Source organism: Stenotrophomonas sp. SXG-1 (assembly GCF_014083965.1).
GTDB lineage: Bacteria > Pseudomonadota > Gammaproteobacteria > Xanthomonadales > Xanthomonadaceae > Stenotrophomonas > Stenotrophomonas geniculata.
Genome location: NZ_CP046588.1, coordinates 3,556,822 through 3,574,516, shown reverse-complemented (window position 1 = coordinate 3,574,516; position 17,695 = coordinate 3,556,822). Strand labels below are relative to the sequence as shown.

Below are 17,695 nucleotides of genomic sequence, written 5' to 3'. Positions count from 1 at the left end.
TGCCGTCCGCTCCGCCTCATGAACCTGTCGAGGCCGGGGTGGTGTGGGCTCGCGGGGGCGTAAGCGCCATGGATGGCGCGCCCGAGCCTCCAGGGATGGATTCACGGCGTCCCCCGCGAGCCCACACCACCCCGGCCCACCCCCAGCATCATGAAGCGTCAGCGCTTTGGCAGTTGCCGTTGCCGTTGCCGTGCGCCTCTGCCTGCCGCAGGCATCGACCCTCCCACCACCCGCACCCGATACAATGGCCGTCTGCCGTACCCCGGCATCCCGTCCCTGAGCCAAAGAGTTGCCCATGTCCATCGTCCGCATGACCGACCTCGACCTCTCCGGCAAGCGCGTGCTGATCCGCCAGGATCTGAACGTGCCGATCGAGAATGGCCGCATCACCTCCGAACAGCGCATCACCGCTTCGCTGCCGACGCTCAAGCGCGCGCTGGAGCAGGGCGCGGCGGTGATGGTCACCTCGCACCTGGGGCGCCCGAAGGAAGGCGTGTGGAGCGAAGCCGAGTCGCTGGCGCCGGTTGCCCAGCGCCTGTCCGAGCTGCTCGGCCGCGAGGTTCCGCTGGTGCGTGACTGGGTCGACGGCGTCGACGTGCAGCCGGGTCAGCTGGTGCTGCTGGAAAACTGCCGCATGAACGTCGGCGAGGGCAAGGACGATGAAGCCCTGTCGAAGAAGTACGCGGCGCTGTGCGATGTGTTCGTGATGGATGCCTTCGGCACCGCGCACCGTGCGCAGGCCTCCACCCACGGTGTCATCCGCTTCGCCCCGGTGGCGGCCGGTGGCCCGCTGCTGATGGCCGAACTGGACGCGCTGGCGCAGGCGCTGGATGCACCGGCCAAGCCGCTGCTGGCCATCGTCGCCGGCAGCAAGGTCAGCACCAAGCTGGAACTGCTGGCCAACCTGGTCGGCAAGGTCGATCAGCTGATCGTCGGTGGTGGCATCGCCAATACCTTCATTGCTGCCGCCGGCTACAACGTCGGCAAGTCGCTGTACGAGCCGGACCTGCTGGATACCGCCAAGAAAATCGTGGCCGATGCCAAGGCGCGTGGCGCCGACATTCCGCTGCCGGTGGACGTGGTCACCGCCAAGCAGTTCATGCCGGACGCGGTTGCTGAAGTGAAGGCGGTCGACGCGGTTGCCGAAGACGATCTGATCCTGGACATCGGCCCGCAGACCGCTGCGCAGTACGCGCAGCTGATCGACAAGGCCGGCACCGTGGTCTGGAACGGCCCGGTCGGCGTGTTCGAGTTCGAAGCCTTCAGCAAGGGCACCGAAGCGCTGGCCCGCGCCATCGCCAGCTCGCCGGCATTCTCCATCGCCGGTGGCGGCGACACCCTGGCCGCGGTCGACAAGTTCGATATCGCCCAGCAGGTCAGCTACATCTCCACCGGCGGCGGTGCGTTCCTGGAGTTCCTGGAAGGCAAGACCCTGCCGGCGGTGGCCGCACTCGACGCGCGCGGCGCATGAGTGCCGAGCGCGGCAAGGATGTGCTGTTCTTCGACCTCGATGGCACGCTGATCGATTCGCAGGTGGGCATCACCGCCTGCATCGCTTACGCGCTGCAGAAGATGGACCATCCGGTGCCGCCGCAGGAGACGCTGCTGGGCTGGATCGGTCCGTCGCTGCGGACCACCTTCGCGCCACTGTTCGTTGAACCGGCGCGGGTGGAACAGGCGGTGGGCTACTACCGTGAGCGCTTCGACGCCGAGGGCTGGCGCGAGCATACGGTGTACCCGCAGGTGGAAGACACCCTGCGCACGCTGCACGGTCGTGGCCACCGCCTGGCGGTGGTCACGGCCAAGAACGAGCCGCATGCGCGCCGCATCCTCGCCCACCTGCCGTTCGGCGGGCTGTTCGAGGAGATCGTCGGTTCGACCCTGGACGGTTCGCGCAGCCACAAGCCGGAACTGGTGGGTGAGGCATTGCGCCGCCTGCAGGTGCAGCCCGCGCAGTGCTGGATGATCGGCGACCGCCGCATGGACATCGAAGGCGCACGCCACCACGGCCTGCGCAGTGTCGGCGCGCTGTGGGGTTTCGGCGGTGAGGCCGAACTCACCGAAGCCGGTGCCGGCCAGCTGGCCCGTGAGCCAGCACAGCTGACGACGCTGTTGGCCTAGGCTCCTGTAGAGCCGAGCCCATGCTCGGCTGCTTCGGCGTGTGCCCAGCCGAGCATGGGCTCGGCTACAGCACGCCCTGCGCCAGCGTATGTCCGGCCGATGTCCGTTCCATGACCCGCGAAGTCAGGCAGCACAAGGCTGTAACCGTATACATGCGGCGTGAAGGATGTGCTAATTTCCGTTCTTTATCGGGAGAGGCCCATTCACCATGTTCGAGCGTCAGCGTCGCACCAAGATCCTTGCCACCCTCGGTCCGGCCACTGATCCGCCGGGCGTGCTGGAGGATCTGTTCCGCGCCGGCGTCAACGTGGTGCGCCTCAACTTCAGCCACGGCGATCCCTCCGGCCAGGCCAAGCGTGCCGCCGAAGTGCGTGCTGCTGCGGCCCGCGTGGGCGTGGAAGTGGGCATCCTGGCTGACCTGCCGGGCCCGAAGATCCGCATCGAACGCTTCGCCGAAGGCAAGGTGCAGCTCAAGGCGGGTGACCGCTTCGACCTGATCGCCAGCGCCAACGCCGGCCCCGGCGATGCGACCCAGGTGGGCGTCAGCTACCTCGGCCTGCCGCAGGACGTCGGCCCGGGCGATGTCCTGCTGCTCGATGATGGCCTGATGCAGCTGCAGGTGGTGGAGGTGCAGGGCGAGCGCATCATCAACACCGTACTGAACGACGGTGTGCTGTCCGACCGCAAGGGCCTGAACAAGCAGGGCGGCGGCCTCTCGCTGGGCGCGCTGACCGAGCGTGACAAGGAGCTGATCGGCATCGTCGCCAAGATCGGTGTCGACTTCATCGCCGTGTCGTTCTGCCGCAACGCGCAGGACATGAACGATGCGCGTGACATCGCCCGCTCGCATGGCTGCGATGCTGCGCTGGTATCGAAGATCGAGCGTACCGAGGCGATCGAGAACCTGGAAGAGATCGTCGAGGCCAGCGACGTGGTGATGGTGGCCCGTGGCGACCTGGGCGTGGAAATCGGCGACGCCGAACTGCCGGGCCTGCAGAAGAAGATCATCAAGGCCTCGCTGGCCCAGAACAAGGTGGTGATCACCGCCACGCAGATGCTGCAGTCGATGGTCGAAAGCCCGATCCCGACCCGCGCCGAAGTGCTGGACGTGGCCAACTCGGTCATCGACGGCACCGACGCGGTGATGCTGTCGGCCGAAACCGCTGCCGGTGCCTACCCGGTCAAGGCCGTGGAAGCGATGGCACGCATCTGCCTGGGTGCCGAGCGCCAGTTCCAGACCGAGACCGACTTCAACGCTTCGCCGCGCAACCTGGAACGTGCCGACCAGGCCATCGCCATGGCCACCATGTTCCTGTCGCAGCACGTGGGCGTGCGCGCGATCGTGGCGATGACCGAATCCGGCGGCACTGCGCGTTACCTGTCGCGTTTCCGCGCCAAGGCGCCGGTGTTCGCGGTCACCCGCCATGACGGCGCACGCCGGCAGATGGCGCTGATGCGCGACGTCTATCCGATCAATTTCGACAGCCGTGGCCTGACCCCGCGCGAAGCGGCGCGTGGCAGCATCCGCCTGCTGGTGGAAGCCGACCTGCTGCAGGCCGGCGACCGCGTCGTGTTCACCAGCGGTGAGCACATGGAAACCCACGGTGCCACCAATACCCTGCGCCTGCTGGAAGTGGGCGAAGACGGCCGCGCCATTGGGCTGGGCGACCTGTAAGGTACGCGCCATCGCATGCGCGCTGCCGCCCCACGATCTGCTGTGCAGATCGTGGGCCCCTTCTTACCAGCATCCAGACCCCCGCCGCTGCACGGCCGCCCCCTGACTCAGGGGGCACTCGTCCCGGGATCCGGGTTTGCGCGGTACCCACGCTCAGTCCGCATGGGTCAATGATTGTCCTGCGCGGGCATTGGAATCGTTTCCAGCCTGGCCTCCACGTCGGGGCAACGGGTAGCGGGGCTATACTTACGTTTTTCCCGCACCCGCCACAGGAAGTACATGAGCATCGAACAGCTGGCTGAAACCGCCCAGGCCATGGTTGCCCCGGGCAAGGGCATCATCGCGATCGACGAATCCACCGCTACCATCGCCAAGCGTTTCGCTGGCGTCGGTATCGAGAACACCGAGGAGAACCGTCGTGCCTACCGCGAACTGCTGCTGACCACGCCGAAGCTCAACGAGCACATTTCCGGCGCCATCCTGTTTGACGAAACCATCCGTCAGTCGACCAAGGACGGCGTGCCGTTCGCCAAGTACATGGCTGACCACGGCATGATTCCGGGCATCAAGGTGGACAAGGGTGCGCACCCGCTGGCCGGCTGCCCGGGCGAGCTGGTCACCGAAGGCCTGGACGGCCTGCGCGAGCGCCTGCAGGAGTACTACAAGCTGGGTGCGCGCTTCGCCAAGTGGCGTGCGGTCATCAACATCGGCGAGAGCATTCCGTCGGGCACCTGCATCGAGTCCAACGCTCACGCGCTGGCCCGTTATGCCGCCCTGTGCCAGGAATGCGGCCTGGTGCCGATGGTCGAGCCGGAAGTGATCATGGACGGCGACCATGACATCGAGACCTGCTACGAAGTCACCGAAGCCACCCTGCGTTCGCTGTTCGACGCGCTGTACCAGCAGAACGTGCTGCTGGAAGGCACCATCCTGAAGGCCTCGATGGTCATCTCCGGCAAGAACTGCGATGAGCAGGCCGACGTCGAGGAAGTGGCTGAGTCGACCGTGATGTGCCTGAAGAGCACCGTGCCGGCGATCCTGCCGGGCGTGGTGTTCCTGTCCGGTGGCCAGAGCGACGAGCAGTCCACCGAGCACCTGAACGCGATGAACCAGCTGGGCAACCTGCCGTGGCCGCTGAGCTTCTCCTACGGCCGCGCCATGCAGCAGGCCGCGCTGAAGCTGTGGGCCAAGGACATGAAGGGCAACTACGCCGCTGCCCAGAAGACCGTGTACGAGCGCGCCAAGGACAACGGCCTGGCCGCGCTGGGCAAGTGGAACGGTTGATCCGTCCCATCGCTGGATGAACAAGGCAGCGCCGGCATCACGCCGGCGTTTGCTTTTGCGGGTATCTTTTCCGCCCCCGCGTGCCCGGCCGGTACGCGGGAACCACATGGAAGGCCAAGGAGAAACAACATGCGTTTGGCAGCACTCACACTGGCCGTCGCCACGGTCCTGGTCGCCGGCGGGTGCAACCGTCTCGGTGGCGGTGGTGACGCAGGCAAGGCCGCGTCGCTCGATTTCGACAAGCCGGTGTCCGGCGAGATCACCTCGCGCAGCGGCATCAACTACAACGACGGCAGCCACCACCAGCTCTACCAGATCAAGCTGGAAGACAAGCAGCTGGTCGGGCTGAAGCTGACCGGTTCGCTGAGCGGCTCGATCGCCGTGTTCAACAACGGCAGCCTGGTGGCCAGCAGCAACACCGGCTACGAGCGCGAAGGCGACGTTTCGCTTGCCTTCCGTGCCAACGGTGGCGGCACCTACCAGGTGGCGGTCAACGCCAACGGCTCGACCGATTACGGTCCGTACCGCCTGCGCGCCGAGAAGCTGGTGCCGTATGACGGCAAGCCGCTCGCGGGCAGTGGCGAGATCGTCGACATGCTGGCCGGTGGTTCCCAGGACTACACCCTGCAGGTCGACAAGGCCGGCCTGTACGAGATCCGCCTGGTGTCGGAGGTCTTCGATCCGGTGCTGAAGCTGTCGGGCCAGGGCGTGGATGCCGAGAATGACGATGGCGGGGACAGCACCAACTCGCGCCTGACCCTGTCACTGAAGCCGGGCAAGTACACCCTGACCGCACGTGGCCTGGGCGACGGCGTCAATGGCATGTTCACCCTGTCGGCCAACCGCATCGAGCTGCCCGGCAATCTGGTCGAGCGCGATGGCACTGCACTGCCGAAGTCGGGCAGCGTGTACACGATGCTCGACAACGATGGCCGCCGCCGCTTCCTGCTGACCCTGGACCGCCCGGCCGACGTGCGCCTGGATGCGATTTCCAGCCAGGTCGATACCGTGCTGCGCGTGGTCGGTGGCGATGTCGAGTTGACCGACGACGACGGTGGCAACGGTACCAACTCGCGCCTGGAAGAGACCCTGCCGGCCGGTCACTACACTGTCGACGTTTCCAGCCTGAACAATGGCGCAGGCATGGTGGAAGTGCGCGTGCAGGTGGATGGGGCCAGTGCTGACGGTGCTGCGGCCTCTGCGGCCCGCGCTGCGGCCGATGCCGCCGCCGTGGCCGATGACGCTGCAGCGGTGGAAGCTGCCAGCCGTTGAGGTGGTCCACGCGTAGCGTGGATGACATCAAGGCTGCAACGGAAAAGGCCGGGCAATGTCCGGCCTTTTCTTCTACCTGCCGCGCTGCGGTTCAGTGCGCAGCGGCGAAGCCCGCGTCACCCAGGGGCGGGAGCATCGACCCGCGCGGTTCGCTGTCGGCGCTTTGCCCGGCGGCACTCAACGCCTGCTGGTAGGCCTTGGCCGTAGCGGTATTGAACGCCACCAGCACGATGCGCATCGGTTGCGCGTGGCTGCGCTGCCAGGCCAGTGTTTCGGTCACTGCAATCTGTGCGGCCTGGTACAGCGGATAGCCGTATACGCCGCAGCTGATGGCCGGGAACGCGATCGACTGCACACCCAGCGATTCGGCCAGTTGCAGCGACTTCCAGTAGCAGTTGGCGAGCAACGCCGGTTCATCGCGCTGGCCGTCATGCCAGACCGGGCCCACCGTGTGCAGTACATAGCGTGCAGGCAAAGCGTAAGCGCTGGTGGCGCGTACTTCGCCGGTCGGGCAACGTACGCCCGGGCGCAGTTCCGGCAGCTGCTCGCATTCGGCCAGCAATGCGGGGCCCGCTGCACGATGGATCGCGCCGTCCACCCCGCCGCCACCGAGCAGTGTTTCGTTGGCCGCGTTGACGATCGCATCCACCGCCAGGGTCGTGATGTCGCCCTGCCAAACTTCGATCTTCATGCGTCCGTCTCCTGCCTGTGAGGTGATCCGCGCAGCATCTGCGCCGGCTGTTCCCACGGTAGGGGACAGGGCATCGATACTGCGTCATGACCGTCTCACGCGCTGCGATCCGACGGTCTTCACGCACGATGGCGGGCGACGCCTTCACGCAGGCTGAAGCGGAGGAGGGCGGCTCCCTTCCCCTGCGGAAAAGGAAGCCGACCCCGGGTGTCACGGCAGGCCGGCCAGCCAGTCGTCGTCGGAACCCTCATTCACATCGGCGAACAGCGGCGTGGAGAAATAGCGTTCACCGGTGTCCGGCAGCATGGCGAGAATCACTGAGCCCGGTTCGGCACGCGCGGCCACGTCCAGTGCGCTGGCCACGGTAGCGCCGGCGGAGATGCCGACGAAGATGCCTTCCTCCGCAGCCAGTCGGCGTGCGGTGGCTATGGCGCGGTCATCTTCCACCGTCACCAATTCATCCACCACATCGCGGTTGAGCACATCCGGCACGAAGTCCGGGGTCCAGCCCTGGATCTTGTGCGGCTTCCAGTCATCGCCCTTCAGCAGTGCGGCGCCGGCCGGCTCGGTGGCGATGATGCGGGTCTGCGGGCGCGCGACCTTCAGTACTTCACCCACGCCGGTGAGCGTACCGCCGGTGCCCCAGCCACTGACGAAGTAGTCCAGCCGCTTGCCGGCGAAGTCGCGCAGGATCTCGGCGGCGGTGGTGTTGCGGTGATACGCCGGGTTGGCCGGGTTGGCGAACTGGCTGGCCAGGAACCAGCCATGCTGCTCTGCCAGTTCAGCAGCCTTGCGCACCATGCCGCTGCCGCGTTCGGCGGCCGGGGTCAGGATCACCTTGGCGCCATAGGCGCGCATCAGCTTGCGGCGCTCCACCGAGAAGGTCTCGACCATGGTGGCCACGAACTTGTAGCCGCGCGCGGCGGCGACCATCGCCAGTGCCACGCCGGTGTTGCCCGAGGTGGCCTCCACGATCGTGTCGCCCGGCTTGAGCACCCCGCGCGCTTCGGCGTCGAGGATGATCGCCAGCGCCAGGCGGTCTTTCACCGAGCCGCCCGGGTTGAACGACTCGACCTTGGCGTAGACGCTGACCTGCGGTGGCGCCAGGCGCTGCAGCTTGACGATGGGGGTGTTGCCGACGGTATCGAGGATGGAGTCGTACAGGGCCATGGAAGCGCTCCGGAAACGGGGCCGCGCCGGGTTTCGGCGGGCGAAGGGGGAGGGCTGGCTGTTCAGGCCAGCGGCTGCCGGCTGACCGTAGCGCCGGCATATGACGCCCGGAAATGACCAGATACCTTTCTTAAACAACCTTTGGTTATAAGCTGGTGACGGCAAATGACCCTAGAGTGGACCTCCGCCCCACGCCGCCTGCCTCCCATGACGCTGACCCAGCTGCGCTATCTGGTTGCCATCGCCGACGCCGAGCTGAACATCACGCTGGCTGCCTCGCGCGTGCATGCCACCCAGCCCGGCCTGTCCAAGCAGCTCAAGCAGCTGGAGGACGAGCTTGGCTTCCTGTTGTTCGTACGCAAGGGCCGCAGTCTGGAGTCGGTTACCCCGGCCGGCACCGAGGTCATCGCCCGCGCCCGTGCGGTACTGGCCGAGGCCAACAACATCCGCACCTATGCGGCCAACCAGCGCCGCGAGAGCCAGGGCCAGCTGATCCTGACCACCACCCACACCCAGGCGCGTTTCGTGCTGCCGCCGGCGGTGGCGGCGATCAAACAGGCCTACCCGCAGGTGAGCGTGCACCTGCAGCAGGCCGGCGAAGCCGATGCGCTGGATCGCCTGAACCAGGGTGATGCCGATATCGCCATCATCAGCACCGCCGGCGGTGAGCCCACCGATGGCATCGCGGTGCCGCTGTTCCGCTGGCGGCGGCTGGTGGTGGTGCCGAAGGGCCACCCGCTGGACCGCGCCGGCCGCGCCCCGGACCTGGCCGCGCTGGCCCGCCAGCCATTGATCAGCTACGAGTCCTCGACCCGTCCGAACTCGTCGCTGCAGCGTGCCTTCGCCGCCAATGGGCTGGCGCCCGACCTGGCACTGACCGCGCTCGATGCGGATCTGATCAAGACCTACGTGCGTACCGGTCTGGGTGTAGGCCTGCTGGCGGAGATGGCGGTCAGTTCCAACGATGAAGACCTGCGCTCGTGGCCGGCCCCGGAGCCGATCACCGAGTGCATTGCCTGGGCGGTGCTGCCGCGCGACCGTGTGCTGCGTGATTACGCGCTGGAGCTGGTGCATGTGCTGGCACCGCAGATTGATCCGCGCGATCTGCGGCGGGTGCTGGACGGCAACCAGGCGGCGGCGTGGCCGGTGCCACCGACGTGGGAGTCATTGACCCAGACCATCACGGTGTGAGGGGTTGGTCGAGCAGGGCTTGCAGCCCTGCACCTGCTGCGGCATTCAAGCAACAGCAACAGCAACAGCAACAGCAACAGCAACAGCAACAGCAACAGCAGAAGCGGCATTCCGTGGGTTGGCGGGGCGGTGTCGGAGTGCGGGGACGCTGCAAGTACGTCCCTGTAAGCTTGGCAGCCGCATCCATGCGGCTGACACCCCGCACTCCGACACCGCCCCACCCCTGACAGATTCCGGCGGCTGTTGGTAGATGTCGACCTTGGTCGACACGGTAGATCCACGCCATGCGTGGATGAATCTCCATCGAAATCGAATATTTCGAATTGAAATCGAAAAGCATCCACGCATGGCGTGGATCTACTGCAGATCGCGGAGATCTGTCGAAGGCGGGGTGGGTCCGGTTGCGGGAGTGTCCGCGGCATGGATGCCGCGGCCAAGCCCCCATGGATGGGTTTACGGCGTCTCCCGCAACCGGACCCGCCCCGCCATCCCACGGATTGCCCGCTTTTGACGTTGGCGTTGACGTTGATTCGGCGGGTGCAGGGCGCAGCCCTGCCGATAAACCCCTCCTGCGACGGTTCGTCGCACGGGCAACCCTGGACCCGGCTCTACACTAGCGGGGTGACCCGCCTGTCCCGCCCGCAGCGCCTTCTGCTCCAGCTCGCCGTCCTGGCGACGCTGCTGATGGTGCTTGCGCCCCTGGTCAGCCGCGCGCTGCAGGCGCAGCCGATGGAGCACGCCGCGATGGCAGGCATGGACCACGCCGCCATGGGCCACGACATGCACGACATGGCCATGGCCGGGCACGATCAGCATGGCGCTGCGCCGGCAGCGCCCAACCGCCCAGCCGACCCCCACGCCATGCACGGCGAAGCCTGCGAATACTGCGTGCTGGCCATGCGCCTGCTGCCGTGGCTGGCGGTGCTGGTGCTGCTGTTGCCGCTGCTGTGGCGGCCGCGCCTGGTGTTCCCGTGGTCGCAACAGGTGCTGCCGGCACTGCGCTGGCCGGCGCATGCCGCACGTGGGCCGCCGCGCCTCTCCATCGTCCGCTGATGTCCCTATCGAATCTGCCGCACGACGCCTGACCGGGCGCCGTGCGCGCGTGCGTACTTTGGAGCTGTTCCGATGAAAATGACTTCCCGCCCCGCGGGCGCCTGCGCGCGCCTGCCGGTTGCCCTTGGCCTGGCCGTGGCCGCGTCACTGGCCCATGCTGCGCCTGCCGAGCAGGCGCGCACCCTCGACACGATGGTGGTCACCGCCGCCGCACCGTCCTCGCCGCTGCACTGGGTGACCGATCCGCGCCTGCCGCGGCAGCCTGTGCCGGCCAGCGACGGTGCCGATTACCTGAAGACCGTCCCCGGCTTCTCCGCCATCCGCAATGGCGGCACCAACGGCGACCCGGTGCTGCGCGGCATGTTCGGTTCGCGCCTGAACATCCTCAGCAACGATGGCAACCTGATCGGCGCCTGCCCATCGCGCATGGACAATCCGCTGTCCTACATCGCGCCGGAGAGCTTCGACCGATTGACCATCATCAAGGGCCCGCAGAGCGTGCGCTGGGGCGCCGGTGCCTCGGCCGGCACCGTGCGCTTCGAACGCGATACGCCGCGCTTCGAGGAGCCTGGCCTGCGGGCGGACGCCAGTGCGCTGGTTGGCTCGCGCAACCGCAACGACCAGGTGCTGGACCTGACCCTGGGCAATCCGACCGGCTATGTACGCGCCAGCGGCAACCGTTCCGAAGCTGACGACTACAAGGATGGCCACGGTGATGTGGTGCCCTCGAAGTGGCGCAAGTGGAATGGCGACGTGGCCATCGGCTGGACGCCGGATGTCGACACGCTGCTGGAAATCTCCGCCGGTGCCGGTGATGCCATCGCGCGTTACGCCGGGCGCGGCATGGACGGTGCCGCGTTCGAACGCACCAGCTATGCCGCGCGCTTCGAAAAACGAAATCTTCCCGGTGCGTGGGACACGTTGCAGGCCAACGTGTACTACAACGAGGCCGACCACGTGATGGACAACTACACGCTGCGCACGCCGAACCCGCACAGCATGATGCCGATGCCGATGGCGTCGAACGTGGATCGCCGTACCCAGGGCGGCCGGGTCAGTTCCGAGTGGCGCTGGCAGGACGTGCAGCTGGTGGCCGGTGTGGATGGCGAGGACAGCCGCCATCGTGGCCGCATGGGCATGGGCCGCGACACCTACCGACAGGCCGTCTGGGAGACCGATGCCAACTTCCGCCGCTATGGCGTGTTCACTGAGTTGACCCTGGGCGCCGGCACCGACCAGCGCTGGATCAGCGGCCTGCGCATTGACCGCGCCAGCGTGCGCGACGAGCGGCACTCGATCCGCGGAATGATGGGGAACATGCCCAATCCGACTGCGGGCCAGCGCCGCAAGGAATGGCTCGGCAGCGGTTTCCTGCGCTACGAGCAGGATCTGGCCGATGGCCTGACCTGGTATGCCGGTCTCGGCCACAGCGAGCGCATGCCCGACTACTGGGAGCTGTTCTCGCCCAACCATGGCCCAGCCGGCGCGGTGAACGCGTTCACCGGCGTGCAGCCCGAACGCACCACCCAGCTCGACGTCGGCCTGCAGTACAAGGGACCGCGCGTGCAGGCCTGGGTCTCGGCGTACGCCGGGCAGATCCAGGACTACATCCTGTTCACCTATCACGGCAGCGGCATGATGGGCCTGAGCCAGGCCGACAACGTGCAGGCGCGCATTGCCGGTGCCGAGGCCGGGCTGGAAGTGAGCCTGGCCGAACGATGGAAGCTGGGCGGTACGCTGGCCTATGCCTGGGGCGAGAACCGCGACCAGCAGCGTCCGCTGCCGCAGATGCCGCCGCTGGAAGCACGCCTGAGCGCGAACTGGGAAGGCGAGCGCTGGAGTGCCGGTGCGCTGCTGCGCGCGGTGACCCACCAGCATCGTGTCGCCGATGGCCAAGGCAATGTGGTTGCGCAGGACCTGGGGCCGAGTGCCGGCTTCGCCACCTTCGCGCTCAATGCGGCCTACCGCTTCAGTTCGCAGCTGCAGCTCAGCGCGGGTGTCGACAATCTGTTCGACCGTGCCTACAGCGAGCATCTGAACCTGGCCGGCAGCGCCGATTTCGGCTTCCCGGCCGATCCGGTGCGCATCAACGAGCCGGGCCGCAGCCTGTGGATGAAGGTGAACTACCGGTATTGATCCGCCGGGTGTAAAAAAACCGGGGCCGGATCCCCGCCAGGATCCGTCCCCGCCCGACGCCCTCTGCCGGGCAGCTTCGACTCTACGATGGCAACGCCTGCGGTGCACGGCTGGATACACCTCGACACACGCCGACATCGCCACGACCCGCCTTGCACGGAACGGATTCCGGGCGCTATCACGGCACTGGTTCCACGCTGGTAAACGCTTGGCACATACCGCTTTTGCGGGCCCTTGCCTACACTCGGCGGCCGTGGATCAATCAGGACCATTCATGTTGGCTCGTATCGCTTCGACCCTGGCCCTTGGCCTCAGCCTGGCCGTGCTGGCCGGGTGCGCAGGCAAACAGGAGGCCGCCGCGCGTCGGCAGGGAGAAGCGGTGCCGGTCACCGCGCAGGTCGTGCAGTCCCGGCAGTGGAACGACACCCTGCAGGCACTGGGCACGGCCAAGGCACGCGAGTCGATCAGCGTCACCGCCAAGGTCAGCGAGATCGTCGAGAAGGTGCACTTCGAAAGCGGCCAGCACATCGCCGCCGGCGCACCGATCGTGACCCTGCGCGGCCAGGCCCAGGAGGCTGCGCTGGTGCAGGCGCAGGCCACCTTCCACGAGGCCGACCAGCTGTACAAGCGCCAGCGCGAGCTGGCCGCCCAGCGGTTGGTGTCCAGCGCCACGCTGGATACGCAGAAGTCGATCCGTGATGCCGCCGAGGCGCGTGTGGCGCAGATGCAGGCGGATATCGGCGACCGCCGCGTGCGTGCGCCGTTCGCTGGGGTCCTGGGTATCCGCCAGGTGAGCCCGGGCACGCTGCTGACGCCGACCACGGTGATCGCCACGCTCGACGACATCGAGCACATGCACATCGATTTCCAGGTGCCGGAAGTGGAACTGGCCGCGCTGGGCGTCGGTGACAAGGTCAGCGCCACCAGCGTGGCGTGGCCGGGCCGCACCTTCGAGGGCGTGGTCAGCACCATCGACGCACGCATCGACCCGGCGACCCGTGCGGTGACCGTGCGCGGCGATTTCGCCAACAGCGACCACGCGCTGCGCCCGGGCATGCTGCTGGACGTGCGCCTGTTCCGCCCCGAGCGTCCGGCGCTGGTGGTGCCGGAAATCGCCGTGGTGCAGGTGGGCCGCGACACGTTCGTGTACCGCATCAAGAGCGACGACAGCGTCGAGCGCGTGGACGTGGTGACCGGTGCGCGCCGCGCCGGCGTGGTTGAGATCAAGCAAGGCCTGGAAGCCGGTCAGCGCATCGTGGTAGATGGCACCGGCAAGCTGCGCCCAGGCCTGAAGGTCGCGGCCAAGGATGCGGCACCGGCCAGCGGTGCAAAGCCCGCTGACGCCGCTGCACCGGTCGCGGCCGAGGGCCACGGCGGATGAAGCTGTCCGACGTCTCCATCCAGCGGCCGGTGTTCGCCGTGGTGATGAGCCTGTTGCTGCTGGTGCTGGGCGTGATGTCCTTCACCCGCCTGACCCTGCGCGAACTGCCCGCCATCGATCCGCCGATCGTCTCGGTATCGGTGGACTACACCGGCGCCTCGGCAGCGGTCATCGAAAGCCGCATCACCCAGGTGCTGGAAGATGCGCTGGCCGGCATCGAAGGCATCGATACGATCAACGCGCGCAGCACCAACGGCCGCTCGCAGGTCAGCATCGAGTTCACCTCCAACCGCGATATCGAAGCGGCGGCCAATGACGTGCGCGACGCGGTCAGCCGTGTCGCCGACCGCATGCCGGAAGAAGCGCGGCCGCCGGAAATCGCCAAGGTCGAAAGCGATGCCGACCCGATCATCTGGTTCAACATGGTCTCCTCGACCATGGACACGCTGGAGCTGAGCGACTACGCCGACCGCTACGTGGTCGACCGCTTCTCCAGCCTCGACGGCGTGGCCCAGGTCCGCATCGGCGGCCGCCAGCGCTATGCAATGCGCATCTGGCTGGACCGTGACCAGCTGGCCGCACGCGGGCTGACCACCGGCGACGTGGAAACCGCGCTGCGCAACGAGAACGTGGAACTGCCGGCCGGGCGCATCGAGTCGACCGACCGTGATTTCACCCTGCGCGTGGAGCGCAACTACATCAAGCCGGAAGACTTCGCGACCATCCCGCTGGGCAAGGGCCGCGATGGCTACGTGGTGCGCATGGGCGACGTGGCGAAGATCGAGCTGGCCTCGGCCGAGCGTCGCGCATACTACCGCAGCAACGGCGAGCCGGGCATCGGCCTGGGCATCGTCAAGACCTCCACCGCCAACTCGCTGGACGTGGCGCGCACTGCGCGTGCCGAAGCCGAGCGTGTGGCGCTGTCGCTGCCCAAGGGCACGCAGATCTTCGTTGCGTTCGACAACACCACCTTCATCGAAGCCGCCGTGGACCGCGTCTACGCCACGCTGGTGGAGGCGATGATCCTGGTGCTGGCGGTGATCTGGCTGTTCCTCGGCAGCTTCCGCGCCGCACTGATTCCGGCGGTGACGGTACCGGTGTGCCTAGTCGCGGCGTTCATCGCGCTGTATGCGTTCGACTTCTCGATCAACCTGCTGACCCTGCTTGCTCTGGTGCTGTGCATCGGCCTGGTGGTGGACGATGCGATCGTGGTGGTGGAGAACGTGCAGCGCCGCATCGACCTGGGCGAGCCGCCGCTGGTGGCCTCCAAGCGGGGTACGGCGCAGGTCGCCTTCGCGGTGATCGCCACCACCGCCGTGCTGGTGGCGGTGTTCCTGCCGGTCGGTTTCCTGGAAGGCAACACCGGGCGCCTGTTCCGCGAACTGGCAGTGGCGCTGGCCGCCGCAGTGGCGCTGTCGGCGTTCGTGGCGCTCACACTGACGCCGATGATGGCCTCCAAGCTGCTCAAGCCGCATACCGGGCAGGCACCGCGCGGCCTGCACGGCTTCATCAATCGCAACCTGGAACGCCTGGCGGGTGCCTATGGGCGGGTGCTCGATCATCATGTGGATCGCACCTGGATCTATCTGCTGGTGATGGTTGCTGCGTTGGCGGCCAGCTGGTTGCTGATCAAGGTGCTGCCGTCGGAACTGGCGCCGGCCGAAGACCGCGGTTCGTTCCAGATCATGATCGATGGACCGGAAGGCGCCGGCTACGACTACACCGTGCAGCAGGTGCAGCAGGTGGAAGCGCTGCTGGCGCCGCACGTGGGCGCGGACAAGCCGATCGTGCGCGCCAACCCGCGCGTGCCCGGCGGCTTCGGCGCCAGCGAGGAAATGCACACCGGCCGCGTCAGCGTGTTCCTGCAGCCGTGGCGTCAGCGCAGCGAAGGCACGCCGGAAGTCGCCAACGAACTGCAGAAGGAGCTGGACACCATCCGTGGCGTGCGCGTGCGCACCCAGGTGGGTGGCGGCCTGGTGCGCAGTGGCGGGCAGCCGTTCCAGATCGTGCTGGGTGGCCCGGAATACGCCGAGATCGCGCAGTGGCGCGACCGCATTCTGCTGCGCATGGCCGACAATCCCGGCCTGGTCGGCCCGGACTCGGACTACAAGGAAACCCGGCCACAGATGCGGGTGAACATCGACCGCCAGCGTGCGGCCGACCTCGGCGTGCCGGTCACCGCGATCGGTTCGGCGCTGGAAACCATGATGGGTTCGCGCCGTGTCACCACCTTCGTCGACAACGGCGAGGAATACGACGTACTGGTGCAGGCCGGTCGCGATGGCCGTGCCAGCCCGGCCGACCTGGCCGCGATCCGCGTGCGAGCCACCTCCGGCGAACTGGTGCCGCTGTCCAACCTGGTCACACTGAGCGAAGTGGCCGAGGCCGGCACCCTGAACCGCTTCAACCGACTGCGTTCGATCACCATCAGCGCCGGCCTGGCGCCGGGCTATCCGCTGGGTGAGGCCATCGCCTGGGCGCAGCAGGTCACGCGCGAAGAGCTGCCGCAGTACGCGCAGGTGAACTGGAAGGGTGAATCGCGCGAGTACCAGAGCGCTGGCGGCGCTGTGCTGCTGACCTTCGCGATGGCCCTGCTGGTGGTCTACCTGGTGCTGGCCGCGCAGTTCGAGAGCTTCATCCACCCGCTGACCATCATGTTGACCGTGCCGCTGGGCGTGCTCGGTGCGTTGGTCGGATTGTGGGTGAGCGGCGGCACGGTGAACCTGTTCAGCCAGATCGGCATCGTCATGCTGGTCGGCCTGGCAGCGAAGAACGGCATCCTCATCGTCGAATTCGCCAACCAGCTGCGCGACGACGGAAGAACCGTGCGCGAAGCGATCATCGAATCGGCGATGGTGCGCCTGCGCCCGATCCTGATGACCTCCATCGCCACCGTGGTCGGTGCGATTCCGCTGGTGGTGGCCGGTGGCCCCGGTTCGGCCAGCCGTGGCACGATCGGCATCGTGATCATCTTCGGCGTCACCCTGTCCACCTTCCTGTCGCTGTTCGTGGTGCCGGCGTTCTACGCGCGGCTGGCCCCTTACACCCGCTCGCCGGAAGCGGTGAAGCGCGAACTGGAGAAGCAGGAAGCGGAATCGCCCTCGGTGGGCGGCCATGCCTGATCCGACCACTCTGCTGCGGGGCGACGGCTTCCAGCTGCGCCCCTGGCGCCCGGATGATCTGGAATCGCTGCTGCGCCATGCCAACGACGCCGAAGTGTCGCGGGGCCTGCGTGATCGCTTTCCGTACCCGTACACGCGCGAGGATGGCGAGGCCTTCCTCGCGGGCCGCGTGCTGGCCCCCGGCACCCTGAACCTGGCCATCGAGATAGACGGCCAGGCCTGCGGCAGCGTCGGTGCCCAGCAGGGCGTGGCCGAACGTGGGCATACCGCCGAACTGGGTTACTGGCTGGGCCAGGCCTACTGGGGCCAGGGCGTGATGACCCGCGTGGTCGGCCAGTTCGCACCGTGGGTAATGGACGAACTGCGCCTGTTCAGGCTGCAGGCCACCGTGGTCGACTTCAACCTCGGCTCGGCCCGGGTGCTGGAGAAGAACGGCTTCCAGGAAGAAGGCGTGGAGCGCTGCGCGGTCTACAAGCGCGGCGTCCTGCACGACCTGCGCCGGTTCGCCCGGGTACGCACGCAGCTGCCCTGAAGACGCGGGCTGGCCGCTGTAGAGCCGAGCCCATGCTCGGCTGCCCTCGGGGCCCAAGCCGAGCATG

The 17,695-nt window shown here is 67.3% G+C and carries 13 protein-coding genes; 11 read left to right on the top strand and 2 right to left on the bottom strand.

The window, feature by feature from the left end; genetic code table 11:
• Positions 1-295 precede the first annotated feature (295 nt).
• From GOC52_RS16360 to GOC52_RS16340, 5 genes are all read left to right on the top strand, one after another.
• Complete coding sequence (locus tag GOC52_RS16360) at positions 296-1,471, top strand: phosphoglycerate kinase (protein ID WP_049434788.1); 1,176 nt, start codon at positions 296-298, stop codon at positions 1,469-1,471.
• Positions 1,468-2,121: an HAD hydrolase-like protein gene (locus tag GOC52_RS16355; RefSeq protein ID WP_143993920.1), complete on the top strand. Its 654-nt coding sequence runs from the start codon at positions 1,468-1,470 to the stop codon at positions 2,119-2,121. Before GOC52_RS16360 ends, GOC52_RS16355 begins: the two co-directional genes overlap by 4 nt.
• Positions 2,122-2,329: 208 nt before the next feature.
• Positions 2,330-3,796, top strand: a complete 1,467-nt coding sequence (pyk, locus tag GOC52_RS16350; RefSeq protein ID WP_191849906.1) for a pyruvate kinase — start codon at positions 2,330-2,332, stop codon at positions 3,794-3,796.
• 279 nt (positions 3,797-4,075) lie between these two features.
• Complete coding sequence (locus tag GOC52_RS16345; protein WP_049447752.1) at positions 4,076-5,080, top strand: class I fructose-bisphosphate aldolase; 1,005 nt, start codon at positions 4,076-4,078, stop codon at positions 5,078-5,080.
• A 129-nt stretch (positions 5,081-5,209) separates the two neighbouring features.
• Complete coding sequence (locus GOC52_RS16340) at positions 5,210-6,352, top strand: iron-sulfur cluster assembly protein (protein WP_057499336.1); 1,143 nt, start codon at positions 5,210-5,212, stop codon at positions 6,350-6,352.
• 91 nt (positions 6,353-6,443) lie between these two features.
• Here the strand turns inward: GOC52_RS16340 and GOC52_RS16335 are convergent, their stop codons facing one another.
• Both GOC52_RS16335 and cysK read right to left on the bottom strand, forming a co-directional pair.
• Positions 6,444-7,043 (bottom strand): O-acetyl-ADP-ribose deacetylase, encoded by a 600-nt coding sequence (locus GOC52_RS16335; protein WP_005410830.1) that lies wholly within the window; start codon positions 7,041-7,043, stop codon positions 6,444-6,446.
• A 210-nt stretch (positions 7,044-7,253) separates the two neighbouring features.
• Positions 7,254-8,213: a cysteine synthase A gene (cysK, locus tag GOC52_RS16330; RefSeq protein WP_049447749.1), complete on the bottom strand. Its 960-nt coding sequence runs from the start codon at positions 8,211-8,213 to the stop codon at positions 7,254-7,256.
• Positions 8,214-8,420: 207 nt separating this feature from the next.
• Here cysK and GOC52_RS16325 point away from each other — a divergent pair, with 207 nt between their 5' ends.
• The 6 genes from GOC52_RS16325 to GOC52_RS16300 all read left to right on the top strand — a co-directional run bounded on the left by GOC52_RS16325 (position 8,421) and on the right by GOC52_RS16300 (position 17,628).
• Entirely contained in the window at positions 8,421-9,404 is a 984-nt protein-coding gene (locus GOC52_RS16325) for a LysR family transcriptional regulator (RefSeq protein ID WP_049447748.1), read from the top strand.
• Positions 9,405-10,025: 621 nt separating this feature from the next.
• Positions 10,026-10,457: a DUF2946 domain-containing protein gene (locus tag GOC52_RS16320; protein ID WP_126559667.1), complete on the top strand. Its 432-nt coding sequence runs from the start codon at positions 10,026-10,028 to the stop codon at positions 10,455-10,457.
• A gap of 72 nt (positions 10,458-10,529) precedes the next feature.
• Positions 10,530-12,593 carry a TonB-dependent copper receptor gene (locus GOC52_RS16315; protein ID WP_191849904.1) on the top strand — a complete coding sequence of 688 codons (2,064 nt, stop codon included), beginning with the start codon at positions 10,530-10,532 and terminating at the stop codon, positions 12,591-12,593.
• Positions 12,594-12,867: 274 nt separating this feature from the next.
• Positions 12,868-13,974 carry an efflux RND transporter periplasmic adaptor subunit gene (locus GOC52_RS16310; RefSeq protein WP_088479604.1) on the top strand — a complete coding sequence of 369 codons (1,107 nt, stop codon included), beginning with the start codon at positions 12,868-12,870 and terminating at the stop codon, positions 13,972-13,974.
• A complete protein-coding gene (locus GOC52_RS16305; protein ID WP_049447386.1) occupies positions 13,971-17,096 on the top strand; it encodes an efflux RND transporter permease subunit in 3,126 nt (1,041 codons plus the stop codon). Before GOC52_RS16310 ends, GOC52_RS16305 begins: the two co-directional genes overlap by 4 nt.
• Positions 17,089-17,628, top strand: a complete 540-nt coding sequence (locus tag GOC52_RS16300; RefSeq protein WP_088479603.1) for a GNAT family N-acetyltransferase — start codon at positions 17,089-17,091, stop codon at positions 17,626-17,628. Before GOC52_RS16305 ends, GOC52_RS16300 begins: the two co-directional genes overlap by 8 nt.
• Positions 17,629-17,695 lie beyond the last annotated feature (67 nt).

Excerpts from the sequence above, each read along its gene's own strand:
- GOC52_RS16360 (WP_049434788.1), top strand. The coding sequence starts at position 296 with ATGTCCATCGTCCGCATGACCGACCTCGACCTCTCCGGCAAGCGCGTG.
- GOC52_RS16355 (WP_143993920.1), top strand. The coding sequence starts at position 1,468 with ATGAGTGCCGAGCGCGGCAAGGATGTGCTGTTCTTCGACCTCGATGGC.
- pyk (WP_191849906.1), top strand. The coding sequence starts at position 2,330 with ATGTTCGAGCGTCAGCGTCGCACCAAGATCCTTGCCACCCTCGGTCCG.
- GOC52_RS16345 (WP_049447752.1), top strand. The coding sequence starts at position 4,076 with ATGAGCATCGAACAGCTGGCTGAAACCGCCCAGGCCATGGTTGCCCCG.
- GOC52_RS16340 (WP_057499336.1), top strand. The coding sequence starts at position 5,210 with ATGCGTTTGGCAGCACTCACACTGGCCGTCGCCACGGTCCTGGTCGCC.
- GOC52_RS16335 (WP_005410830.1), bottom strand. The coding sequence starts at position 7,043 with ATGAAGATCGAAGTTTGGCAGGGCGACATCACGACCCTGGCGGTGGAT.
- cysK (WP_049447749.1), bottom strand. The coding sequence starts at position 8,213 with ATGGCCCTGTACGACTCCATCCTCGATACCGTCGGCAACACCCCCATC.
- GOC52_RS16325 (WP_049447748.1), top strand. The coding sequence starts at position 8,421 with ATGACGCTGACCCAGCTGCGCTATCTGGTTGCCATCGCCGACGCCGAG.
- GOC52_RS16315 (WP_191849904.1), top strand. The coding sequence starts at position 10,530 with ATGAAAATGACTTCCCGCCCCGCGGGCGCCTGCGCGCGCCTGCCGGTT.
- GOC52_RS16310 (WP_088479604.1), top strand. The coding sequence starts at position 12,868 with ATGTTGGCTCGTATCGCTTCGACCCTGGCCCTTGGCCTCAGCCTGGCC.
- GOC52_RS16305 (WP_049447386.1), top strand. The coding sequence starts at position 13,971 with ATGAAGCTGTCCGACGTCTCCATCCAGCGGCCGGTGTTCGCCGTGGTG.
- GOC52_RS16300 (WP_088479603.1), top strand. The coding sequence starts at position 17,089 with ATGCCTGATCCGACCACTCTGCTGCGGGGCGACGGCTTCCAGCTGCGC.